Raw genomic sequence first — 24928 nt, 5'->3', positions numbered from 1 at the left:
AGTATTATTCGGTCAAGCTCTCAGCCATGATGCGCGGGGTAATAAAGATCAGCAATTCACTTTTCTCTGAGCTTTTAACATCACGACGGAATAGGCGCCCCAAGAAAGGTATATCGCCCAAGAACGGGACCTTATCCACCCCGTTAAGTTGCTGCATCTCGAATATACCACCTAGAACAATGGTCTGCCCATCGGACACCAGCACCTTAGTGTTTAACCGAGTGATATCAATAATAGGTACACCAAACTCTTGGTTAAACTCGGCCAGCAAGTCCTTCTTGATCGATAATTCCATAATGATATTGTTATCGGGCGTGATTTGTGGCGTTACGTCCAACTCCAACACAACCTCTTTAAACGAAGCCGCTGTCGCACCACTGGCAGAAGCTTCTTGATATGGAATCTCACTACCGGTCGAAATCATCGCGCGCTGTTTATCGCCAGTGATCACTTTAGGTTGCGAAACAATCTCGGCGTAACCGTTATATTCCAATGCTGACAGCTCAAGATCCAAAAAGGCGTTATCAGTCAGCAGACCAAAAGCGATGCTTCCAACCGGGTTAGTAACCCCCAAGTCCACCATCATGTTTTCATTAAGGTCTGCACTACCGCCACCATAGATAAAGTCAGCAGGTGACCCTGGGGATGAGTCTAATGCGCTAGTCGACCCCCCCACCTCTAACAATGAATTGGATGATAGATTGGCGCCAGCACCACCCCATCGTATGCCCAACTCCTCACGGAAATCTTTGTTAGCAATGACCAGACGCGCTTCAATCATTACCTGACGAATAGGTATATCAATTTCTTCAATCAAACGCTTAAAGGCATCAATACGATCCGCTGTATCGGTGACAATAATAGAGTTAGTACGCTCATCGACAACAGCCTGACCACGACCGGACAAGACACTACCGGTCGAGCGACTAGCCGGGCCATCATCGGCACCCGAAGCCCCACCAGCCTCACCGCTAAACAACTCAAAGATCTCTTTAGCGCTGGCGTAACGTATACGCAGGTATTCAGTGCGCAACGGCGCAAGCTCTTCCAATTGACGCTTAGTCGACAGCTCTTGACGTTCACGCTCAGCGATTTCAGCAGCAGGGGCCACCATCAGCACATTGCCCACTTGACGCTTATCAAGACCTTTGGTTTTTAACACCATTTCTAACGCTTGATCCCAAGGAACATTGTCCAGCCGTAGAGTTATACGGCCTTGCACCGTGTCGGAGGCAACCAAGTTTAAATCGGTAAAATCGGCGATGATTTGCAGCACCGCACGCACTTCAATGTCTTGAAAGTTAAAAGATAAACGCGAACCGGTATACTCAAACAGACGCTCTTGCTCGGCTTTTTCAGATGGCGTTAGCGGCTTAACACTAATAACGTATTGAGTGTCGGTCTGATAAGCCAAGTAATCGTAATCGCCATTAGCCGATACGTCTAACACTACGTCATCACCGTCATTGCCAGCTGAGATAACTGCAACAGGGGTGGCAAAATCAAGCACATCTAAACGGCGACGCAGCTCGCTTGGCAAGCTAGTATTGGCAAAAGTTATACGTAAACCATCTGAAGTATCACGCATATCAGCGCTAATACGATCAGTGGATAGATCGACAACTATACGGCCTTCACCGGCATCTCCACGACGAAAATCAATACCGCTGATCTCACGATTAGCCTTGGCACGCGAGTGAGACTCAGAGCTGGCAATCGATGCGGGATTACTGACCGCCACTTGCCGGCCGCCAGTACCTCCCACCTCAATAACGTAAGATTTACCATCGATACGCGAACTATAATCAGTCAGGCTCGCGAGATGCAAAATCAGACGAGTACGCCCGTCCGAACTTAGCACCATAGCGCTCTCGCCGTTATCAAACGCTAACGGAAAATGTCGCTCTTTAAGGCTGCTCTCGACTCCAGGAAAGTCCAGTACAATTCGAGCAGGCTCTTCAATCGTGTAGCCTTGAGGCTCCGGAGGCACATCGTCAAAATTTAAACGCACCTCAAAACGCTGATTAGGCAGCTCCGCAAACCGGATGTCATCTAGGCTTGCCGCCCCCACGAGTGGAGACAGCAAACAAACCAAGAGTAACGCGACTGTTTTTCTCATTTTAAACCCCATTAAGAACAAAGCACGCATGACTGCCTATTCCTTTTCTTCTAATTTAATAATACGTGGACGCTCAACCCAGCCATCGTCACCATCAGAGACGATTTCCATCAGTTCAAGCTGATTGGGTGTAGCAGACATAATTTTGCCGTGATTGCGACCCATATAGTTGCCAACTTTTACCGGCTCGACGCTTCGCTGAGCGCCGGGGCCAGTATCAATAAGTGCCCACATGGTAGTATTGCCAGTGTCTGAGCCTACCGTAAAGGTTCCCACCATCGTCATATTGGCGATATTGAAACCTTCAAGATATTCTTTTGCTCGAGTCATGTCAGGCTTAACTGATTTACCACCTTGAGCTCGGGCCATCTCTTCAATAGGTTTTTCAAACGGACTGCGCAACGTCATCGCCGCATAACTAAAAGGCGGCAATGGACGAAACACCGGCAAAGGCTCTATCTGCTGGCCAGTTTGAGCTTTCGTTTTTTCGATGTAGTCTCTCAAACTGCTCAGATCACCGCCACCACAACCGGTCAAACCAATCATTACACCCAGAAGTCCACCCAATATTAACTTATTACTGTTCATTGGCTTCCCCCTCCGGCTGATAGTGATAGGTCTTAGCGTCAATCTGCATCACCAAGTCGCCACTTTCTTCTATATTTTCGATTGAGAAATCATGCAGCGTAACAATCCGAGGCATACCTGCCACACCGCTGACAAAATTACCAAAGTCATGATAGCTGCCAGTGACATTGATCTTGATCGGTAGTTCGGTGTAATACTCAGCCGCGCGCTGAGCCTCAAGTTCAATACTTTGGATGCTAGAGCCACTCTCGACGCTGCGGGCATCAATGTCTTCTAGTAATCCTGGCACCTGTGTATCGGTAGGGAGGCGCGCAAGCAACGATTCAAAGGAGCGCTGCATCTCTTCCATCTGGGCGCGATAAGCCTCTAAATTTGCTGCTTGAGCACTTTTAGTTTGAAACGATTTTCTTAGTGTTTGCTCTTCGGCTTTTACCCGCACCAAGTCGCTTTCAATATCTTTAATTTTGACATAGTAAGCAGCAGCCAGTAGCGCCGCCACAATTAAGACACATACCAAAATTTTGGTAGGCAATGGCCAAATGCCTATCTTGGAAGAGTCACTGTAGTCGAAGTCTCGAGCCTGCTCGAAGTATTCCTGCAAAGACATTATTGCTCCTCCTGATCTTGTAAGGCTTGTTGCGCCTTAGATACAACTGTTTTTACAGTCATGGAGAATGCATTTGCCTGACCACCCTGACTAGGTGCCGCGTCCACCGATGCTAAATTTGGCTCCGCGTACCACTCAGAAGCATCTAAATTACGCATAAAGCTCGACACCCTGTTGTTTGATTCAGCGAAGCCTTCGATGCTCATCACTGCACCTTCTCGCTTAACCGACACGAGATATACGCCATCAGGCAAAGCCCGCACCAGCTCATCAAAGTGATGCACAATTACCGAGCGTGTTCCCTCTAGATCACGAATCAGCTTCATCAAAGCTAGTAAGTCATCCCGACGCTGCTGTAAATCGTTTAACTCGGACACTTTGCTTTCAAGTGAGGCGATTTCTGTCTTAAGTATTTGATTGCGCTGGGTCTGGTGATCTACCTTACCCTGAGCATGAGAGATCCAAAGATAAGCGACAACCGCAGTAACTATCGCCACACCCACCATAATCGTAATAAAATCTTTCTTTTTCTTCTCTCGGTCTTTAACGCGCCAAGGAAGTAAGTTGATATGCGCCATTAGTCAAAGCTCCTCATTGCCAGGCCGGTTGCCACCATCAATGAGGGTGCATCATTTGCCAGCGCCGCCGCATTAACCCGCGACGCCACAGACATGGAGGCAAACGGGTTAGCCACCATAGCCTGAGTGCCTAGCTTTTCTTCGATAAGCTCTATCAAACCTTCCATAGAAGCAACACCGCCGGCCAACACAATGTAATCCACATCATTGTATTCGCTGGCAGAAAAGAAAAACTGTAATGACCGGGTAATCTGCTGCACCACAGATTCTCTAAAGGGTTGCAAAACCTCAGACTGATAATCATCTGGTAAGCCGCCTTGCTTTTTAGCAAGTCCAGCCTCTTCCATTGATAACCCATAGCGCCGCTGGATTTCTTCCGTTAACTGCCGCCCACCAAACAACTGCTCGCGGGTGTAAACCGTTTTACCGTCTACTAACACACTCAGCGTAGTCATGGTTGCGCCTATATCAAGTACCGCCACCACTTGGTTGTCTTGATCTTCGAGTTGCTCAAGCACTAACTCAAAAGCACGTTCCATCGCATAGGCTTCCACGTCGACTACCTCCTCCATTAACCCTGCCAGTTGCAGGGTCGAAACTCGAGACTCAACGTTTTCAGTGCGACATGCCGCCAACAGCACCTCCACCTGATCTGGGTCATTGGGTGATTCACCCTGAACCTCAAAATCAATGGAGACCTCGTCGATCGGGAAAGGAATGTATTGGTCAGCTTCGATATAAATGCGGTTTTCGAGGTCATCTTCTGACAACCCCGCCGGCATCTCAATAACCTTAGTGATCACAGCAGAGCCTGCAACGGAGACCGCCACATGCTTGATCTTGGTTTTCGATTGCTTGACCAGCGTTCGAATGACCTCGGCCACCGCCGCTTCGTCGTTGATATTTTTCTCAACAACAGCATTGGCAGGCAATGGCCTTACCGCGTAGGTTTCTACTCGGTAACGATCGCCACTACGGCTCAGCTCTAAGAGTTTTACAGACGTGGAACTTATGTCTAACCCTATTACTGGCTGTGTCTTTTTTTCTAAGAATCCGAAAATACCCATTTTTCTATCTATATCCGTGACTTAGACGTTGTTTATGTTATAGCACTTTAACTTAAGCCTGCAACAAGATCATGCATATGTAAATAGGTAAAAACCCCGTATAATACAAGATCCTAACGGCCAAAGCCGCTAACTACCTAATTCGCTTAGAAAAAATGCCTAAAAAATATTCTTATATTATAGTACTTTTCTGGTTGCTCATCGCAGGTGGTGGCGCTACCTGCGTTACCTTTGCCGGACTCTACTTGTATTTAAACCCAAAGCTGCCCGATGTACAGAGCTTGCGGCAGGTAAAATTGCAGACTCCGCTGCGGATTTATTCAAGCGATAATCGATTGATTGGTGAGTTTGGTGAACAACGCCGCACCCCCATTAATTTCGATCAAATTCCGCCGCTATATGTCCAAGCGTTATTATCAGCAGAAGATGCTCAATTCTACGATCATAACGGCGTCTCCATTAGAGGACTTTTGCGAGCCGCATCACAATTATTAAAAACAGGTCAGATTCAGTCGGGCGGCAGCACCATTACGATGCAACTTGCACGTAATTTCTTCCTTACCTTCCAGCAGACTTTTGCCCGTAAATTCAATGAGATCCTGCTGGCACTTCAAATAGAACGTGAACTTAGTAAAGAGGAGATTCTGGCACTTTACAACAATAAAATTTACTTCGGTAACCGTGCTTACGGAATTCAAGCGGCCGCTAACGTTTATTACGGCAAAAACATGGACGAGCTCACATTAGCGCAGTGGGCAATGATCGCCGGCCTGCCCAAAGCCCCTTCGGCTTACAATCCGCTCGCCAACCCCGAGCGCGCCATGATTCGCCGCAACTGGATTTTAGGCCGCATGCTGGAGCTTGGGCATATAGACCAGGCCACCTGGAAAACAGCAACCGAAGCTCCCGCAACCGCAAAATACCACGGTTTAACGCCCGAGCTATACGCGCCTTATGTGGCTGAGATGGCCCGTCAAGAGGCCATATCTCGCTTTGGGTCCGCAGCTTACACCGACGGTTACAGCGTCTACACAACCGTAAACGCTCACCTTCAAGAAGTCGCGCAAAACGCCGTGATAGACGGCCTAATTACTTACGACAGCCGTCATGGGTATCGCGGCCCCGAGCAGCAACTCGCTCCAGATGCGAACACCGAACAATGGCTCGATACGCTCAAGCATATTCCCACCTATGGCGGCCTAACCCCAGCAGTGGTCAGCCAGGTAGACGTGCAATCGGCCACACTCTTGCTGCCCGATGGCTCAGAAGCCCAGCTAGACTGGGAGCAAGGCCTCTCTGACGCCCGCCCCTACTTAAGCGAAAACTATCGCGGTGACAAACCCACCCAAGCCGCCGATATACTCACCCCCGGCGACGTCATTCGATTGCGTCACACCTCCGACGGCATCGTCTTGGCACAACTGCCTAGCGCCGAGGCCGCACTGGTATCACTTGACCCACTAGACGGCGCGATTATCTCGCTGGCGGGCGGATTTGATTTTGAGCAAAGCCACTTTAATCGAGTAACTCAAGCCACGCGCCAACCCGGCTCGTCATTCAAACCGTTTATCTATACCACCGCCCTTGAGCACGGCTACACTCCGGCCACGATAATCAATGACGCCCCCATCGTAATCGAAGACGCCAGCCTAGAAGGCACTTGGCGCCCAGAAAACGACGGCGGCAGTTTTTTAGGCCCCATGCGCATGCGCACCGCCTTATACCGCTCTCGCAACTTAGTCTCGATTCGGATTTTACGTTCGCTAGGGATGGACACCGCCCATCAAAGCTTGGCGCGCTTTGGCTTTGATAAAAACGCTTTGCCGCGCGACTTATCTTTAGCACTTGGCAGCCACGACGTAACGCCTCTCGATTTAGCTCGCGGCTATACCACTTTTGCCAACGGTGGCTTTGCCGTACAACCGTACCTTGTTAAACGAATCGAAGCGGTAGACGGCAGCGCCGTATTTACGGCCACCCCTGACACTGTATGCCGCAATTGCGACAACAAACCCGCCGTCGTCGCCACCGAAGCTCGCACCCTCGAGGAGCTTATGGCAGAGCAAAGCCCACCTCAAGCGACCGATGCCTTGCCACAGGCCAAACGTATTGTCGATGCGCAAACAGCTTTTATCGCTGACTCTATGCTGCGTGATGTTATTGCTCGCGGCACCGGCAAGCGCGCCCGCGTCTTAGAGCGCGACGATATTGCAGGCAAAACCGGCACCACCAACGGCCCTCGAGACGCCTGGTTCGCCGGCTACAACCCCGACATTGTCACCATCACTTGGCTCGGGTTTGACAACAACACCCCGCTCGGCAATCGTGAATACGGCGGCTCTGCCGCGCTGCCAATCTGGATTAACTACATGCGAGCAGCGCTTGAGGGTAAGCCCGAACACCCGGCACAACGTCCAAACGGTATCGTCACTGTGCGGATCGACCCAGAAACAGGTAAACGTGCCGGCCCCCAAGACCCTGACGCTATTTTTGAAATATTCCGTGTCGAGGACGTACCCGAACAAGCCGAGGGCGGTGATAGCGGAAACGGCAGCCAAGGCGCACCCAACGTGCTGCCAGAAGAGTTATTTTAATCAGCTAAACTCGGCGCGCCCTCCCCAGAGAGCGACTTACCAGACACAAAAAAGCCCGCTCAGCTTGCTGGCGGGCTTTTAGTGCTAGAGGGCTAGCCCTCTGCAGGGCAGCAAAAATTTACTTTTTAGGGCTGATACGGCCGCCAAAACGCTTGTTGAAGCGATCGATACGACCACCGGTATCAACAGTTTTCTGCTTGCCGGTATAAAATGGGTGACACTCAGAGCAGACGTCGATATGGAAATCTTCGCTCAAAGTAGACCGGGTTTTAATGCTGTTGCCGCAGCTGCAAGTTGCAGTTACGTCGTTATACTGGGGATGGATTTCTGCTTGCATGGTATTCGCCTATGTTGTGTGTACCGCCACCCGATCACTTGCCGAGCACGGAACCTCAGGGTTAAAGCAACTAATTTTTAAGAGCGGCGATACTAACAGAACAAATAACGAAAGCAAGTAAAAAAGTGCAATTTGCTCTGCGCCACAGACTTAACACTATACGCTCATCACAAGCGCCCACAACAAAGCGTAAATCCAGTAAGCTATGGGGATATTAATTTTCATACGCAGGCTCGCTTTCCCCCACATGACCACCGTACCCTTTGTACTTGTTGCGCTACCCGTGCCGCTGCGCACACTGTTTCACTACCTAGCGCCCGTGCCACTGCCCGCACCAGGCACTCGGGTTAGTGTCACATTTGGTGGCCGCCAACTGGTGGGGATCGTGATTGCCGGCACGGACCAGTGCGACTTTGACACCAATAAGATTAAACCTCTCGATAACGTCATCGATTCCCAACCACTCATTAGCGGCCAGCTCTTAAAATTTATTCGCTGGGCGGCCAATTATTATCACGCCCCTCTGGGCGAGGCCCTACAAGCGGCGTTGCCTGCAGCGCTGCGCCAAGGTGATGCTGCGCAATATAAAGCCGACACCGGCACGCAACTGTGGGAGCTTACCGAGGAGGGCCGCGGCCTGCCAGCCGGCGCCCTTGGCCGCGCACGTCAACAAGCGAGCATTATTAAACAGTTACAGCAACACGGCGCCTGCCGCTGGGCCGAGCTAAAAAACGCAGGTTGCAGCCGCGAGGCCTTACGCGCCTTAAGCGAGAAAAAACTTATCCGCCCCACAAGTAATTTAGCCGCCCCCTTTAACGCGCAATCACCGCTAAACTTAAATCCCGAGCAACAGGCTGCACTGGGTGCCATTGCCCCTCACGGGTTTGGCGTCTACCTGCTGGACGGCACCACTGGCAGTGGCAAAACCGAAGTATACCTACAGGCGATTGCCCAAGCGCTGGCCGCCAACCCACAAGCTCAGGCGCTGGTTTTAGTGCCCGAAATTGGCTTAACCCCGCAAACCTTAGCGCGCTTTCGACACCGTTTTGGCCCCAGCGTGTGTGCTGTACATTCAGGCCTAAACGATACCGAGCGCCTTAATAGTTGGGTGCGTGCCGCAGAGGGCGATGCGCGTATTATCATCGGCACCCGCTCAGCTATTTTTACCCCAATGGCAAACCCTGCGCTGATCATCATCGATGAAGAACACGATGGCTCATTTAAGCAACAAGATGGCTTTCGCTACTCGGCGCGCGATTTAGCCGCAGTGCGCGCACGCATGCTTAATATCCCTCTAATTTTGGGGTCAGCAACACCCTCTCTGGAAGTGCTGCAAAACGCCCATGATGGACGCTATCGACACCTGCGCTTAACGCAGCGCGCCACGGCCAACCAAGCCACACCTATCGAAGTTATCAACAGCCAACCGGCCGCAGAGCAGCACGGCATTACCAGTGAAGCGCTCACCGCACTGGCGCAACATACCGGCGCGGGCAACCAAGCACTGGTTTTTTTAAACCGCCGAGGCTTTGCGCCAGTTCTGCAATGCCGTGATTGCGGTCATCAGCTAAGCTGCCCTCATTGTGATGCACGCCTTACTCTGCACCGCAGCCCTTATCATCTGCACTGCCACCACTGTGATTACCAGCGCCCGCCGGCCAAGCATTGTGAGTCTTGCCAAGGCCACCGGCTTGAGCCCTTGGGTGCCGGCACAGAGCGCAGCGAGGAGTATTTAAATCAAGTATTTCCCGACACCCCGGTAATTCGCATCGACCGCGATTCAACCCGCAACAAAGGTGCACTGGACGCTCTGATCAATAAAGTCCACGAGGGCGAACCGTGTATTTTGGTGGGCACGCAAATGCTCGCCAAAGGGCACCACTTTCCCAAAGTAACACTGGTTATTATTTTGGATGTCGATAGCGGCTTGTTTAGTGCTGATTTTCGAGGCCCCGAACGCATGGGTCAACTCATCACCCAAGTAGCCGGACGCGCTGGGCGCGCCGACCAACCCGGACAAGTATTACTACAAAGCCAACACGGCGATCACCCGCTGCTGCAATTACTGCTAAACCAAGGTTACGGCCAATTTGCCCAAGCCTTGCTCGATGAGCGCGCACTCACGTTAATGCCGCCATCAGCGTTTTTAGTGTTACTGCGTGCCGATGCCCCCAACCCCGCTGCCGCCATGCAGTTCTTACAACAAGCACGGCTACTCGCCGAGTCAATTCAAACCGACCAACAAGTTCAAATACTAGGCCCCATGCCCGCACTGATGGAAAAACGTGGACAGCGGTTTCGTTATTTATTGCAATTTAAAGCCCTCAATCGCCGTACACTTAATGCCTATGCAGGCAAACTGATCACTCTTATTGACGCTCAAAAAACTGCTCGCACGATTCGCTGGTCGATCGATATTGACCCGCAAGAGATGGGCTAACACAACTCATTCGCGCTTATTACGTACAAGCAATTGCAGCGGTGGCACTTGCCCCCGTAAAATAGCGGTTTTTATCGGTAAACAAACAGCCATGACCCGCGATTACGCCCGCAAAAAACGTCCTACTCCTAAGCGCCAAGCGCCGCGCAGCCAAATACCCTGGTGGGTCTGGTTGTTTATCGGCTCGATGCTGGGCGCTTTTATCATGTTTTTGGTGTATTTGTGGAATGTAGCCCCTAACCAACAGCCGCCAAAGGCCGCCGCTACAACACAAACCCCAACAGAGCCAAAACCCAAAGCCGAAAAAGAGCCCGATGCCCAAGCAGAACTACCCAAGCCGCGCTTTGATTTTTATAAGCTACTGCAAGAAGAGGAAGTCATCGTCCCGGCAACCGAGCCAAACCGGCGTGATAACGATACGCCGCCGGCCACGCCAGTTAAATATTTATTACAGGTGGGCTCGTTTCGCAACCCGGACGATGCTGACAAATTACGTGCACAATTGATCCTGCTCAACTTAGGTGCTCGCACCGAAAGCGTAACCATTAATAATAATGAACGCTGGCATCGAGTCGTGGTGGGCCCGTTCGACAATCAACGTAAGCTATCCAAAGCTCGCTCTACGCTGGTCACCAATCAGTACAATGCGTTGGTATTACAACGTAAGCCAGGCGGCTAACAACACTCGGCGCCACGCTTGAAATCATCAGGCGCGCCCCCATTTAACCTGTTCAAGGCCGCCGCAAATATATTTGCGGCGGCGCCTAGCATTTTAGTGCGTGCTTAACTGCACCCTTAACAACACAAGGACTTTCTGTGGAACAGTATCGAGGCACCACCATACTCTCCGTGCGCCGTGGCAACACCGTCGTCATCGGCGGCGACGGCCAAGTATCACTGGGCAACACCATTATGAAAGGCAACGCCCGCAAAGTTCGGCGTTTGTATAAAGACCAAGTACTAGCCGGATTTGCCGGCGGCACCGCCGACGCCTTCACCTTGTTTGAGCGCTTTGAGGCAAAACTTGAAGCCTATAATGGCCAACTGACCCGCGCCGCCGTAGAGCTGGCCAAAGACTGGCGCACCGAGCGCTCGCTGCGCAAGCTAGAAGCGTTATTAGCGGTTGCCGATAAAGAAGCATCGTTAATCATTACCGGTAATGGCGATGTCATTCAGCCCGAAGATGATTTGATTGCCATCGGTTCCGGCGGGGCTTTTGCGCAATCGGCCGCCCGCGCTCTACTCGACAACACCGATTTAGACCCCGGCAGCATCGTCAACAAAAGCCTCAACATTGCTGGTGACATTTGTATCTACACCAATCACAACCAGACCATCGAAACACTGGAATACTAACCCGCGAGTAATAGCGATATGTCTAGCATGACTCCCCGTGAAATTGTTCACGAGCTCGACCGTTTTATTGTCGGCCAACACCAAGCCAAGCGTTCAGTGGCCATTGCCCTGCGTAACCGCTGGCGCCGCATGCAAGTCGATGCCGACTTAAGAGCTGAGATCACCCCTAAGAATATTTTAATGATTGGCCCTACCGGCGTAGGTAAAACCGAGATCGCTCGGCGCCTAGCCAAGCTGGCCAACGCGCCATTTATCAAAGTTGAAGCGACTAAATTTACCGAGGTTGGTTACGTCGGCCGCGACGTGGAATCGATCATTCGCGACCTCGTTGAAAGCGCCATTAAAATGCAGCGCGAACAGGCCATGAAGCGTGTCGAACTGCGCGCGGCCGAAGCCGCCGAAGATCGAGTACTCGATGTACTACTACCCAAAGCGCGCGGCGAGAGCAACACTGACAGCGGTGAAAATACTCGCCAAATCTTTCGTAAAAAATTACGCGAAGGTGAGTTAGATGAGCGCGAGATTGAAATCGAAGTCTCGGCCACACCCGTAGGTGTAGAAATTATGGCACCGCCCGGCATGGAAGAAATGACCAGCCAGCTGCAAAACATGTTCTCATCTATGTCGAACGACAAAAAACAAAACAGCAAGATGACCGTTAAGCAGGCGCTTAAAACCCTGCAAGAAGAAGAGGCCGCTAAGCTCGTCAACAACGAAGACCTAAAGGCACAAGCCATTGAATCTGTGGAGCAAAATGGTATCGTCTTTATTGACGAAATCGACAAAGTCGCCAAACGCGGCGAAACCAGTGGCACCGATGTATCACGTGAAGGTGTACAACGCGACTTACTGCCATTGATTGAAGGCTGCACCGTGAGCACCAAACACGGCATGGTTAAAACCGACCATATTCTATTTATCACCTCCGGTGCGTTTCATTTAAGCAAGCCTTCGGACTTGATTCCAGAACTACAGGGACGCCTGCCTATTCGGGTTGAGCTGCAAGCGCTGACCCCCGATGATTTTGAGCGCATTCTTACTGAGCCCTCAGCGTCATTAACAGAACAGCATCAAGCGCTATTGCAAACCGAAGGCGTTAACATTCAATTTGCCGCCGGCGGTATTCGTCGCATTGCAGAAATGGCCTATGATGTTAACGAGCGCACCGAAAATATTGGGGCTCGACGCCTGCACACTCTCCTTGAGCGATTACTAGAAAGTATCTCGTTCGACTCTGGCAGTGGTGATACCGAAATATCAATTGATGCGGCTTATGTCGACAAACAGTTGGGCGAGCTGGCGCAAAACGAAGACTTGAGCCGATACATTCTTTAATAGCAAGCTGTCATGGACACCGTTAATGAGTAAAGCCCCAGACCGCATCACCTTGCACCGCAAAAGCGCCGAACTGGAGCTCCAGTTCGGCGCCGACCACTACCGGCTAACCGCCGAGTTTTTACGGGTACACTCACCCAGTGCCGAGGTGAAAGGCCATGGGCCAGGACAAGCGGTACTGCAAACGGGCAAACAAGAGGTCAATATCAAACGCATAGAGGCCGTTGGCAACTATGCTATTAAGCTGGTGTTTGACGACGGCCACGACACGGGTATTTACACTTGGGAGCAACTGCACGAGTTTTGTCAAAATCGCGAACACTTCTGGCAAAGCTATCTAGACGCAATACAAAGCGCAGGGGCAAGTCGGCTGCCCGATGATATTCAGGTAATTAAACTGATGTAGTGGCGCAACTTTCGCGTTTTTTTTAGATTATCGCTACAATAGCCAGCCTTTACTTAACCGGCCTTTTACCATGACCACCGTTCCCGCCTTTTATCCGCAACGTTACTTTTGGCTGCAAAGCTTATTATTACTTTCGTTGCTGGCAATCATTGCCTATTACTGGCAAGTCGACGACGTTATTACCGAGCACGCGGCACGCGAAGGCGGATTGATTGATTTAACCTCGGCACTCGGATACTTTTTGTGCTCGGGTTTAATGGTGGTACTGGGCGGCAAGTACATGGTCAAACACCACTACCCGCTGATTATCTCGGTGGTATTACTTGGATTGCGCGAACTGGACTTTGACAAACGCTACTCTAGTCTCGGGCTATTCAAGTCAGCGACCTTCCGCTCACAGGATGTATCAATACTAGAAAAAGTGGTAACTCTTGGTATTATTCTAATGGTGATTTGGCTTGTCATCATCCTCATCACCAAATATTTACGACCACTGCTGGCACGTGCTTTAGAGTTTAATATGCTCGCATTGAGTATTGCTTGTGCCGGCGGCTTATTGGTCGTAGCCCGAACCCTAGACGGTATCGCACGTAAATTGGCAACTTTTGACATCAATATCAGCCTGCACACCGGCATTCACACCACAATTATTGAGGAGGTGTTTGAACTAGGTGCGCCTTACTCACTGATTATTGCGCTGTTTTGTTATCTCCACGTGTATCGCCGCACCCGCTGATTTGCACGACCTACCTATAAACATCACAGCACTTTAAAAAAACAGCGCTAAGCCGAAACTGAGCCTACCGCTGTTTTTTAGTGATCGTCTCAATAATATTTGTGGTGGAACAGTCGTCATAGAAGCGCAACACAGCCACCTCACCGCCATACTCTTTAACAATTGGCCAGCCGACCACATCATCCTCTCCGTAATCGCCGCCTTTAACTAATACATCAGGGCGCAGCTGACGCAGCAAATTCTCAGGCGTATCTTCACTGAAACTAACCACCCAATCCACGGACTCAAGCCCGGCAAGTACCGCCATCCGCCGATCAACTGGATTAATAGGACGCGAAGGGCCTTTCAGTCGCGTCACCGACTCATCGGCATTAATCGCCACCACTAACCGATCACCCAAAGTGCGGGCTTGCTCAAGGTAACCTACGTGACCGGCATGGATAATATCGAAACAGCCATTAGTAAAAACAATCTTCTCGCCCTGAGCGCGCGCTTCAACCAACGCCAAAGACAACTGCTCGGCACTGACGACGCCACGCTCAACGCCTTGCTCTGCACCCACAGCTCGGCGTAACTCGGGGCCGCTAATAGTCGCCGTACCTAACTTTGCCACCACCAAACTAGCCGCCAAATTGGCAAGCCCTGTGGCCTCGGCAAGTGAATAGCCTGAGGCAATCGATGCCGACAACACTGCAATCACGGTATCGCCAGCACCTGTTACATCAAACACTTCGCGCGCACGCGCCGGTAAATGCAGCTCGCCCATTCCGGGGCGCAGGAGCGTCATCCCCTGCTCTCCTCGCGTTACCAGCAATGCCTGTAAATCCAGCTCGGCCATTAGCGCCGAAGCCTTATCAATTAGCACTTGCTCGGTGGGACACGCCCCTACAACAGCTTCCAGCTCGTGTAAGTTTGGCGTTAGTAAGGTTGCGCCGCGATAACGACTAAAATCGGTACCTTTAGGGTCTACCAGCACCGGCACTTGCTGCGCTCGTGCTAAACGAATCAAGGTTTGGCAATCGGCCAATGTACCTTTGGCGTAATCCGATAGCACCAGAGCACCGACACTCGACAACATAGCTTCAGTTTTACTGGGTAACTGGGCAGCATCATCAGCGCTAAATGCCTGTTCAAAATCCATTCGTAATAACTGCTGGTGGCGACTCATTACTCGTAGCTTAGTAATGGTCGGCTTACCGTTAGCCACCTGAAAGTCCGTGCGGATATTAGCCGCTGCTAACTGACCACGTAACACCTCAGCCGCCTCATCGGCGCCCACCACACTAATTAACGCAGCGCCGGCCCCCAGTGCCGCAATATTAAGCGCGACATTGCCAGCACCACCTGCGCGGTCATCTGTCTCATCAACGCGAACAACGGGCACTGGCGCCTCGGGTGAAATTCTCGAAGTGTCACCATGCCAATAGCGGTCGAGCATCACATCGCCAACCACTAAAATTTGCGCCCGATCAAAACGCGCTGCAGGAAGTTGCATAGTTTGAAACCTTTATAACTTAAACAATAAATCTTAGTGGGCAAGCACATCACTCGATGATGCATTGTGCAAGCGCGCATAATGACCATTCAATGCCATTAATTCGTGATGATTACCCTGCTCAACAATTTCACCGGCATCCATGACCACAATCTTATCGGCCTGCTCAATCGTCGATAGCCGGTGCGCAATCACAAACGTGGTGCGCCCTTTAGAAACTGTCTCTAAGGCCTGCTGAATATAACGCTCCGATTCATTATCAAGCGCCGAGGTGGCCTCATCGAGCATTAAAATAGGGGCGTCTTTTAAGATCGCTCGGGCAATAGCCAAACGCTGGCGCTGCCCTCCCGAAAGTCGGGTGCCACCTTCGCCAATAATGGTATTAAAGCCATCGGGTAACTCTTCGATAAACTCCAGCGCATAAGCTAACTCTGCCGCTTTACGGATTTTTTCTTCGCCAATATTTTGTAGCGCACCGTAGGCAATATTATTGGCAACCGTATCGTTAAATAACACCACGTTCTGTGTCACTAACGATATTTGTGCGCGCAAATTAGCCAAGCGGTAATCGCGGATATTAACGCCGTCGATATCAAGCGCACCATCAAACTGATGATAGAAGCGGGACAGCACGCTCACTAAAGTAGATTTTCCGCTACCCGAACGCCCTACTAATGCCACCGTCTCACCAGGGTTAACCTCCAGCGACAGGCCTTTAAGCACGGGTTTATTATCATCGTAGGCAAAACTTAAATCCCGAATCGATACTTTGCCACTTACGCGATCAACACTATAAGTACCGGCATCTTGTTCAGGCTGTTCATCCAACACCTGAAACACACTGTCGGCCGCTGCCACGCCTTTTTGAATAATCGGCACAATCTCGCTCAACTGGCGCATAGGCTTTAACACCATGCCGACAGCGACAAAGTAGGCAATAAAAGCACTGGCGTCGTGAATTTCGATATAACCTAGGGCTACCCACAACAGCGCTCCCATCGACAGCGCTACTAACGTCTGAATCAAGGGCGTATTAATCGTGGTGGTCATAACGATTTTTAAATTCTGTAGATAGTTGCGCCAGCTGGCGGCGGCAAAGCGACGGACTTCGTAATCTTCTCCGCCAAAACTGCGCATCACACGATAGCCATTGATCATCTCCGAGCTGACTTGTGTAATCTCTCCCATGCTGTGTTGTACTTTGGTACTTAGGCGACGCAAACGCTTTCCGACAAATCCCACTAATGCCGCAATGACCGGCACTACGGTCATCATTAATAAAGTTAACGCCCAATTTTTGTAAAACAAATACGCCAGCAGAGCAATTACTGTCGTACCCTCTCTTATCAATGTTTTTAAGGCTTCTGTCGATGCAGTCGTAACATTATTAACGTTAAAAGTAATAACCGACATCAGCTGACCCGAGTCGTTGCGATCAAAGTATTCGCCGGGCAAATAGACCATATGACTAAACAACTGTACCCGCAGCGTATCGACTATTCGGAACGACACCTTAGCGATTAAATAATTACCGACAAAACCAAAAAAACCACGCACCACAATAATGCCAAGAATAATTAACGAGGGCACCCACGCCGGCCCGCGCTCTTCGGCTTCAATAAATGTCAGCAAGTAATCCAAAAACTGAGCCATCGCCGGCTGTGCAGAGGAATACACCAAAAAGCCTAAAATACTAAAGACAAATAACATTCTGTGCGGCTTAAGGTACGCCAGCAATCTTAAATAAACAGCCAAGGAGGCCGTCTCGGATGCAGGGTTTGAGGTGTTAACTTTATTGCGAATCATAAGCCCTTCAGGTTCAGGGTGAATTAGTATTGGGACGTGTGCGCACCCAAAGATCGGCATATTTTACAAAAGTCGAATGAGACATGACTACCGCAATCAAAAAACCCTGCCCGCCATCGAGAAATCCACGACGTAAAATATACATCCGAATAAAACAAGATAAACCATGAGTGACAGCTGACAGTAACGAGCAACGTTTCCCGGCTTCGGCGCGAGCAATCGCCCACTGCTCGGCGTAAAGTGCCGACTTATTCACTAAATGGCGAACATCATCATACACAAAATGCAGTAAATCGCCGCTAAGACGTTGTTGCGGTAAACTCTGGGGGTTACTCAAACGCTCATGTACACGGGTATCATCAAAACCCGCCTGAGTGCGCGGATATAGACGCGGAATCCAATCGGGGTACATCGCTGTGTGCCGCATAAAGCGGCCAAAGCACCAACTTAAACGGTTCACATAATAAATTGTGGGTGAATTACAAATAGCCAATTCGATACTCGCGCGCAACTCAGGGGTAACACGCTCATCGGCGTCAATCATTAACACCCAGTCGCCAGTCGCCAATGCTTGTGCTCGCTGGCGCTGTACCCCAAAACCCTGCCAATCACTATTGCTCTCGACCCGCGCGCCATACTCATGCGCGATCTCGGTGGTGCGATCACAACTGCCTGAATCAAGCACCACAATTTCATCGACAAATTGTAAGCTCGCCAAACAATCGGCCAGCTTAGCAGCCTCATCTTTTACAATTAAAACAGCCGACAAACGCACAGCGGGAGTCTGCTGATCAACCTCACTCAACACGATGCTCCTCTATTTCTTGTACCACAACATCGGCGATCGTCTCGTCATTATCAGATTTGAACCTGCCTCGCTCCGCAGCCCGGACATACGCCCATAACACCACCATATAAAATAGGTACACGGTGACGCCGCTGTTATGACGAAAAAAAGCTTGGGTCAAACCAAAGGTCGCTATTGAGGCCACCAAAATCAGACCTGCGATGGCGTAAGGATCGCCCGCGCCACCACGCACAAATTTACGTGCAAACAGCGCAAAAGGCACCGCATACACTAGCAGCAGTGCAAACAACCCCAACAGCCCACGCCGTAAAAAAGCATCCAGTGAATCGCTGTGCACATGATCGTACTGATTAATAATAACCCGCGAGCGATCATCTTCAATCATGCCGGTGAGCTTTTCACCATAAGCTGATTCCCCCCAACCTAACAGAGGTTGCTTGGTTGCCAGGGCAATGCCTGCGCTCCACATCTCAAGCCGCATTCCTACCGAACTGCTCATGTGCACGCCACTACTGTATTCTTGATAATCACTGATTGCGCGATCAATACGTGCCTGAACCCCAGTCTGGGGAATGATATACAGTGCGATCAACCCGCTAGCGAACACCGCCAATGTCAGTGCCAACGTGCGTTTTGGTAAATAGCGCCGGTAGGCCCAATAAAGCAACGCCAGCATCACCGGTAACGCCAACCAACCGCCGCGAGCACCGGACAATAAAGACGCAGTGGCCCCCGCTAATGCGGCCACACAAAGCGCAGCCCACCACAATGTTGCGTGACGTTGTTCGCGCGCCCAACCAATACCGGTCAAACACAATACGCCCATCAACAACGATAAATTACCAAATTGAATCGGGTTCATAAAACCACCCGCGCGAACACGATTCTCGACCAGTATTTGCCACAACGCTAAAATGCCGCCGGCTAATGTGCCAATAATTAACGCACTCCACCAGTAGCTCTGACGTGGAGGGTAAGCCAGCAAAAGTAACAGTACCGGAATCGTCAATAAAAAACGGCTAGGCTCTTCATATGAGCTGCTAGGCAATTGGTGATAAAGGCTAATCGCCGCAGATATCATAAAATAAAATAACAAAGTGCCAATAAGCACCCAATCCGAGCGCCCTAAACACAGGCGAGGACGCTTAATAAATAAAATAGGTAGGCTGCACAAGATCAGCAAAGCTGGCGCATAAGAATAGCCAGAGGGAATAGCCAGGCACAAGGCCACCGCCGCCGCAACAGTATACGAGGCATAGCGACGCAATGGGGTTAACGGGGTTAAAGAGTCAGCGATGGCTGTCGGTTTCATTAATACACTCACCTACGCCTTCGCGCTCATGCTTGTTACTGCGTTCAATTCATCAACGCCTGTACATATAACAATGATGGTTACCGGTCTCAGCGCATTACTCTAGTGCTGCAAGCGCCGGCGTATTGAAGCATAAAACTCTACAGCCCGATACCGAGTGGCTCTACCAAGCTGTGAAAAACTGTAACATCAACCGCTAATGGCGCCATCGGTTAAACTCGCCAACGCCGCCACTACGCGAGCGGGCTCAAGCTCGCGCAAACACCGTAGGTGCTCAAGCGGACACTCGCGCTTAAAGCATGGCTGACAATCCAGCGCCTGCGACACAACGGCAACACGATCACTCAATGGCGGCGTGAAACCGGGAGAGGTCGATCCGTAAACCGCCACTAGTGGACGCCCTAATGCGGCTGCGATATGCATCAAACCCGAATCGTTACTCACGACAGCCGCAGTTACAGACATAAGATCAATCGCGTCTGCCAAGCTGGTACGCCCGGCCAACGAGACACAGTAAGCTCGATCACTCTTGGCAAGCGCGGTAATAATACTGTCGGCTACCGCGCGATCTTTTTCAGAGCCAAACAGCCACACCTGCCAACCTGCGGCAATAGCGCTTGCCGCTACCGCCGCATAGTGCTCGGCAGGCCACTGTTTAGCCGGACCAAACTCGGCACCGGGACACAAAGCCAGAACCGACTGCTGTAACGTTAAGCCGTATTGCACGCATAATGCTGGCAGCGTCTCACTTTGAACGTGTAATTCAGGGCGCGGCAAAACATCCGGCAATGATGCCCCCGGCTCAAAAGCCAGCGCGGCAAAACGTTCAACCATTAATGGATAGCGTTTAGGATCGAGCTTACGAATGTCATTCAGCAAGCCAAAACGCATCTCACCCCGCCAACCAATACGCGTTTCGATACCGGCAAAAACAGGCACTAAAGCCGACTTAAGAGAATTAGGTAAAACGTAGGCACGACTGTAATCGCGCTTGGCCAGTGCGCGCCCCAAGCGATAGCGCTCAGCCAACAACACTTGACCATGCCCCAAAGGCATATCGATGCTATCTGCTACCTCGGGCATGCGCTCAGTCAACGGCCGACTCCAAGCCGGCGCCAACACATCGATCTCGCTATTAGGGTACAGCTGACGCAACAGCTTAAATAAACTTTGCGCCATGACCATATCGCCGACCCACGAGGGGCCGACAATCAAGGTACGTCGAGACGAGTTGGGCTTACTCACAAAGACAATTAACCGGCAACTGGAGCCAACCAGCCTTTGTGTTGCGGCAAGCGGCCTTTAACGGCATCAAAATACAAGCCTTGCAGCTGGGTGGTGATAGGTCCGCGCTTACCTTCGCCGATCACCCGACCATCGAGTTCACGAATAGGTAAAACCTCGGCAGCCGTACCGGTAAAGAACACCTCATCGGCAATGTAAACTTCGTCGCGGGTAATACGTTTTTCACGCACTTCATAACCGCACTCTGCTGCCAAAGCAAAAATAGTATTACGGGTAATACCATCTAAACATGAGGTGAGCTCGGGCGTGTAGATGATGTTGTCACGAATCACAAAAACGTTTTCGCCACTGCCCTCTGCCACGTAACCTTCGTTATCCAGCAACAAAGCTTCTTCACAGCCGCTATCGAGCGCCTCTTGCAAAGCCAGTAACGAGTTAATGTAGTTACCGTTGGCTTTTGCTTTACACATAGTGATGTTTACGTGGTGACGCGTGTAGCTTGAGGTGCGAACTTTAATGCCGACATCGCGCGCCTCAGGTGACATGTATGAAGGCCAATTCCAGGCGGCCACCATCACATGCACTTTTAGATTATCGGCCCGTAAACCCATACCCTCTGAGCCGTAAAAAGCCATCGGCCGCAGGTAGCTCTCGTCTAGGTTGTTTTCACGCACCACTAATTTTTGCGCCTCGTTAAGCTGCTCTTTTTCAAAGGGCAGCTTCATGCGCATAATATGAGCCGAACGGAACAACCGATCAGTGTGCTCTTGCAGGCGAAAAATACAGGTGCCGTCTTCGGCAGTTTGGTACGCACGAACCCCTTCAAACACACCCATACCGTAATGCAATGTGTGTGTCAGTACATGTACCCGCGCATCGCGCCAAGGCACCAGTTCGCCGTCCAGCCAAATTACGCCGTCGCGATCGGCAAATGACATAGCCAACTCCTAAAAAATTAAAATAAAAGTAAGGGAGGGGCGCAATGCCCCCAACGAACAGTGCAATTATTCAGCACTGCCTGTAACTGTTCAGATTGCATTAAAAATTGCACCGAGCAAGGCAAAAAATATGAGTTTACGCGTGTAAATAATCATTTTTAAACGATGCACTGCTCGATTTAGGCTGTGAACTTAAGCTGCCGAGCGTTATGTTTGATCTGGGCTTAACATTAACTGCTGCCACAGCTCGTTCACTTGCTGACGCTCGGTGGTAAACACATCCTCACCTTGCAGTACCGCCTCCTGGCGCTGTAACGCTAGGCGGTGTCCGGTGGACCGATAAGCCTTGTAGGCTGCAATCAGTTGGGCTACTGTTTCTGCGGTCATCAGACCAACTTGCTCCAGCGTCTCCAGTATCCGGATGTTATCCGTGTACTGGGTTAGCGCAGGCGCTTTTTGGGCCCATGCTAAAACGCCATATTGAACCATAAATTCAATATCGACGATACCTCCAGCATCCTGCTTAAGGTGAAATAATTGCGAGTTTTTATCCGCCTGCCCTAGGTGTGCACGCATTTTCTCGCGCATTTCGATCACATCGTGACGCAGAGCCGCAGTATCACGTTTTTGCCTTAACGTCGCTTCGCGCACCTTTTCAAATCGCTCGGCTAATAATTGATCGCCGGCCACCGGTCGCGCCCGCACCGCTGCCTGATGCTCCCAAGTCCACGCCTCTGTGGATTGATATTTTTGGTACGCGGCCAGCGAAGCAACCAACATCCCAGAATTACCCGACGGCCGCAGCCGCATATCGACTTCGTACAATTGTCCAGACGCCATTTGCGTGGTGATAATATGAATCATGCGCTGACATAGACGCGTGTAAAATGTTTGATTATCGACCGATTTTTCGCCATCGGTGCTGCACTGGGTATCGATGTCGTGAATAAATACGAGATCTAAATCCGAGCCGTGCCCCAACTCGATACCACCGAGCTTGCCGTAGCCGACGATAATAAGGTTTGGCTCGCGCTCCACCGAGCCATCTTGGCGACGGGGATAACCATTGCGCGCGACCATATTCTCCCAAGCCAACGCCAACACATGCTCTAAGATCACCTCCGCAATATAGGTGAGGTAATCACTGACCTTCATCAGTGGTAACGCGCCGGTTACCTCACTGGCGGCAACACGCAGTGCGTGCGCCGAGCGAAAATAGCGCAGCGACTCCATGTGCCCTTCTAGATCATCCCACCCCATACGCAGCACTTCACGGCGCAACTCGTCACGCAGCTCATCCTTGCCCGGCGGCGCGTACAAGCTCTCGGGAGTGAGCAGCTCATCCAGCAAAATCGGATGGTTGGCAAGCTGATCGGCAATCCAGGGACTCGCCGCACTCAAGCGCACCAGTTGCTGCATAGCTGTGGGGTTTTCGACCAGCAGCACCAAGTAAGCACTGCGCCGAGCCACCGCCTGAATAAAGGGCAACACTCGCTTTAGCCCCTCCGATGCCTCGATCTCAGGGGCCTGATCTAGGGCGTGCAACAAGCGGGGCATAAACATATCTAAACGGGTGCGACTCGACGCCTGCATCGACAACACTGGCCGGCTTTGGCGCAAGTCCTCTAGCAGAGCAAGCACGCGCTCGGCATTTACCCAATTGGCCTCGGTGAGCACTTCAAGCGCTTGAGCGTCAGAGTCCGCCACCTCCCACACACTAAACCAAGCGTCCAGCGCTTCGGCAGCTACCTCGTGCTCGGCGTCGGGATCGGCGATCACTTGCTGAAACTCACGATCAACAAGCGTACGACGTGTCTCGAGCGCCGCTAAAAATGTTGCCCAATCGGGGTAACCCATCACCATCGCCAAGCGCAAGCAGTCAAGCTCATCAATGGGCAACGATTGCGTCTGACGATCTTGATAGCCTTGGATCGCGTGTTCGGTGTTACGCAAAAATATATAGGCCTCAAGCAACTCGGCCCCCGAGCCCTCGGGCAAGTATTTTTGTTGTTCTAGCAACGGCAATAATTTACACACTTGGCGCTCGCGCAAAGCCGTCTCTCGGCCACCGCGAATCAACTGAAACAATTGCACCACAAACTCAACTTCGCGAATGCCACCCACGCCAAGCTTAACGTCTAGATCCATGCCTTTGCGCTGCACCTGACGGTTGATCAACCCCTTCATGGAGCGCAAAGAGTCGATCACGCCAAAGTCGACGTACTGACGGTACGTAAACGGCGCCAACAGCTGCATTAAGTCATCACCGGCAGCCTCGCCTCCCGTCACCCAGGCCACTGGGCGCGCCTTGATCATGGCGTAGCGTTCCCAGTCACGCCCTTGCGATTGATAATAACGCTCCATCGCATCAAAATTTTGTACCAACGCGCCGCTTTGCCCATGGGGCCGCAAGCGCATATCAACCCGAAACACAAAACCGTCGGCACTATTAGTGTCGAGACTCTGAATCAACTTTTGTCCGAGCCGCACAAAAAATTCTTGATTGCTTAAGGTTTTGCGCTCACCGTTCGTCTCGCCCGCCTCGGGGTAAACAAAAATCAAATCAATATCGGAGGAAACATTTAGCTCGCAGGCACCCAGTTTGCCCATCCCCAATACAACTAACGGCTGCACTAAGCCCGAGGCGTGTCCTACAGGCTCACCGAAACGCTTAATCAGCGCGGCATAGTGCCAGTTAAGCGTCGCATTAATAATGGTGTCAGCCAGTGCCGATAGCTCGGCGGTGGTCTCAACCATACTCGTGGCGCGGGTAAAGTCGCGCCAAATAATACGCACCATGGCGCGGTTGCGCTCAAGCCGTAAGGCACGGTCCAGCGCGGGCTGATCGGGGCAGGCAGCAAGTTGCTCGGTCAGCGCTTGTAAGTCGCGAGGAGTTTGTGCGCGAAACAAGCTATCACGAGCCAAAGTCACCAAATGTGCAGGGTTAACACTTAGTGTTTTTGCCACAAATTCACTGGCAGCCAACACATAACGTAGCTGCGCCAAAAACTCGTCCGCCGCCGGTGCCTCCGGCACCTCATCAACCAATGCCGCAGGGTCGCCTACACCTTCGTCAGCAAGCGCTTGCTGCAGGGCTTTTAACCATTTATCGGCGGTATCGGCTAACGGCGCGGGCAGGTTCCAGCGGTCGGTCATGGTAG

20 protein-coding genes are annotated in these 24928 nt (G+C 51.3%); 7 read left to right on the top strand and 13 right to left on the bottom strand.

Features of this window, described 5'->3' with window-relative positions; genetic code table 11:
- Positions 1–4 precede the first annotated feature (4 nt).
- From pilQ to GILYN3_RS13660, 5 genes are read right to left on the bottom strand one after another with little or no spacing between them, the layout of a single operon-like run.
- Complete coding sequence (pilQ, locus tag GILYN3_RS13680; protein WP_232305598.1) at positions 5–2119, bottom strand: type IV pilus secretin PilQ family protein; 2115 nt, start codon at positions 2117–2119, stop codon at positions 5–7.
- 36 nt (positions 2120–2155) lie between these two features.
- Positions 2156–2707: a pilus assembly protein PilP gene (locus GILYN3_RS13675; RefSeq protein ID WP_049723511.1), complete on the bottom strand. Its 552-nt coding sequence runs from the start codon at positions 2705–2707 to the stop codon at positions 2156–2158.
- Positions 2697–3314 (bottom strand): type IV pilus inner membrane component PilO, encoded by a 618-nt coding sequence (locus GILYN3_RS13670; RefSeq protein ID WP_049723510.1) that lies wholly within the window; start codon positions 3312–3314, stop codon positions 2697–2699. The genes GILYN3_RS13675 and GILYN3_RS13670 overlap by 11 nt, the downstream gene beginning before the upstream one ends.
- Positions 3314–3892: a PilN domain-containing protein gene (locus GILYN3_RS13665; RefSeq protein WP_049723509.1), complete on the bottom strand. Its 579-nt coding sequence runs from the start codon at positions 3890–3892 to the stop codon at positions 3314–3316. Before GILYN3_RS13665 ends, GILYN3_RS13670 begins: the two co-directional genes overlap by 1 nt.
- The gene (locus GILYN3_RS13660) at positions 3892–4959 is read right to left on the bottom strand and encodes a pilus assembly protein PilM (protein WP_049723508.1); all 1068 of its coding nucleotides are present in this window, start codon (positions 4957–4959) and stop codon (positions 3892–3894) included. Before GILYN3_RS13660 ends, GILYN3_RS13665 begins: the two co-directional genes overlap by 1 nt.
- A gap of 155 nt (positions 4960–5114) precedes the next feature.
- On the opposite strand from GILYN3_RS13660, the gene GILYN3_RS13655 reads away from it, so the two are divergent.
- Positions 5115–7553, top strand: coding sequence for a penicillin-binding protein 1A (locus tag GILYN3_RS13655; RefSeq protein ID WP_049723507.1), 2439 nt, complete (start codon positions 5115–5117; stop codon positions 7551–7553).
- Between the two features lie 118 nt (positions 7554–7671).
- Here the strand turns inward: GILYN3_RS13655 and rpmE are convergent, their stop codons facing one another.
- Positions 7672–7890: a 50S ribosomal protein L31 gene (gene rpmE, locus GILYN3_RS13650; RefSeq protein ID WP_049723506.1), complete on the bottom strand. Its 219-nt coding sequence runs from the start codon at positions 7888–7890 to the stop codon at positions 7672–7674.
- 247 nt (positions 7891–8137) lie between these two features.
- Here rpmE and GILYN3_RS13645 point away from each other — a divergent pair, with 247 nt between their 5' ends.
- The 6 genes from GILYN3_RS13645 to GILYN3_RS13620 all read left to right on the top strand — a co-directional run bounded on the left by GILYN3_RS13645 (position 8138) and on the right by GILYN3_RS13620 (position 14163).
- On the top strand, positions 8138–10330 hold the full coding sequence (locus tag GILYN3_RS13645) for a primosomal protein N' (RefSeq protein WP_049723505.1): 2193 nt from the start codon (positions 8138–8140) through the stop codon (positions 10328–10330).
- A gap of 91 nt (positions 10331–10421) precedes the next feature.
- A complete protein-coding gene (locus GILYN3_RS13640) occupies positions 10422–11009 on the top strand; it encodes an SPOR domain-containing protein (protein ID WP_049723504.1) in 588 nt (195 codons plus the stop codon).
- Positions 11010–11146: 137 nt separating this feature from the next.
- Entirely contained in the window at positions 11147–11686 is a 540-nt protein-coding gene (hslV, locus tag GILYN3_RS13635) for an ATP-dependent protease subunit HslV (RefSeq protein ID WP_049723503.1), read from the top strand.
- 18 nt (positions 11687–11704) lie between these two features.
- Positions 11705–13021, top strand: a complete 1317-nt coding sequence (hslU, locus tag GILYN3_RS13630) for an ATP-dependent protease ATPase subunit HslU (RefSeq protein ID WP_049723502.1) — start codon at positions 11705–11707, stop codon at positions 13019–13021.
- A 25-nt stretch (positions 13022–13046) separates the two neighbouring features.
- Complete coding sequence (locus tag GILYN3_RS13625) at positions 13047–13427, top strand: gamma-butyrobetaine hydroxylase-like domain-containing protein (protein WP_049723501.1); 381 nt, start codon at positions 13047–13049, stop codon at positions 13425–13427.
- A 70-nt stretch (positions 13428–13497) separates the two neighbouring features.
- On the top strand, positions 13498–14163 hold the full coding sequence (locus GILYN3_RS13620) for a hypothetical protein (RefSeq protein WP_049723500.1): 666 nt from the start codon (positions 13498–13500) through the stop codon (positions 14161–14163).
- Positions 14164–14227: 64 nt separating this feature from the next.
- Here the strand turns inward: GILYN3_RS13620 and hldE are convergent, their stop codons facing one another.
- From hldE to glnE, 7 genes are all read right to left on the bottom strand, one after another.
- Positions 14228–15658 carry a bifunctional D-glycero-beta-D-manno-heptose-7-phosphate kinase/D-glycero-beta-D-manno-heptose 1-phosphate adenylyltransferase HldE gene (gene hldE / locus GILYN3_RS13615; RefSeq protein ID WP_049723499.1) on the bottom strand — a complete coding sequence of 477 codons (1431 nt, stop codon included), beginning with the start codon at positions 15656–15658 and terminating at the stop codon, positions 14228–14230.
- 33 nt (positions 15659–15691) lie between these two features.
- Positions 15692–17464, bottom strand: coding sequence for a lipid A export permease/ATP-binding protein MsbA (gene msbA, locus GILYN3_RS13610; protein ID WP_049723498.1), 1773 nt, complete (start codon positions 17462–17464; stop codon positions 15692–15694).
- A 13-nt stretch (positions 17465–17477) separates the two neighbouring features.
- Entirely contained in the window at positions 17478–18272 is a 795-nt protein-coding gene (locus GILYN3_RS13605; protein ID WP_232305597.1) for a glycosyltransferase family 2 protein, read from the bottom strand.
- Positions 18262–19584 carry an O-antigen ligase family protein gene (locus GILYN3_RS13600; RefSeq protein WP_049723497.1) on the bottom strand — a complete coding sequence of 441 codons (1323 nt, stop codon included), beginning with the start codon at positions 19582–19584 and terminating at the stop codon, positions 18262–18264. The genes GILYN3_RS13605 and GILYN3_RS13600 overlap by 11 nt, the downstream gene beginning before the upstream one ends.
- Before the next feature lie 189 nt (positions 19585–19773).
- Positions 19774–20829 (bottom strand): lipopolysaccharide heptosyltransferase II, encoded by a 1056-nt coding sequence (waaF, locus tag GILYN3_RS13595; protein WP_198147358.1) that lies wholly within the window; start codon positions 20827–20829, stop codon positions 19774–19776.
- 8 nt (positions 20830–20837) lie between these two features.
- Positions 20838–21767 (bottom strand): branched-chain amino acid transaminase, encoded by a 930-nt coding sequence (locus tag GILYN3_RS13590; RefSeq protein ID WP_049723496.1) that lies wholly within the window; start codon positions 21765–21767, stop codon positions 20838–20840.
- A 207-nt stretch (positions 21768–21974) separates the two neighbouring features.
- The gene (glnE, locus tag GILYN3_RS13585) at positions 21975–24923 is read right to left on the bottom strand and encodes a bifunctional [glutamate--ammonia ligase]-adenylyl-L-tyrosine phosphorylase/[glutamate--ammonia-ligase] adenylyltransferase (protein WP_049723495.1); all 2949 of its coding nucleotides are present in this window, start codon (positions 24921–24923) and stop codon (positions 21975–21977) included.
- Positions 24924–24928 lie beyond the last annotated feature (5 nt).

The sequence above is a fragment of the Gilvimarinus polysaccharolyticus genome, from assembly GCF_001187555.1.
GTDB lineage: Bacteria > Pseudomonadota > Gammaproteobacteria > Pseudomonadales > Cellvibrionaceae > Gilvimarinus > Gilvimarinus polysaccharolyticus.
The sequence above is the reverse complement of the archived record's forward strand: the minus strand, read 5'-3'. Positions and strand labels throughout refer to the sequence as shown.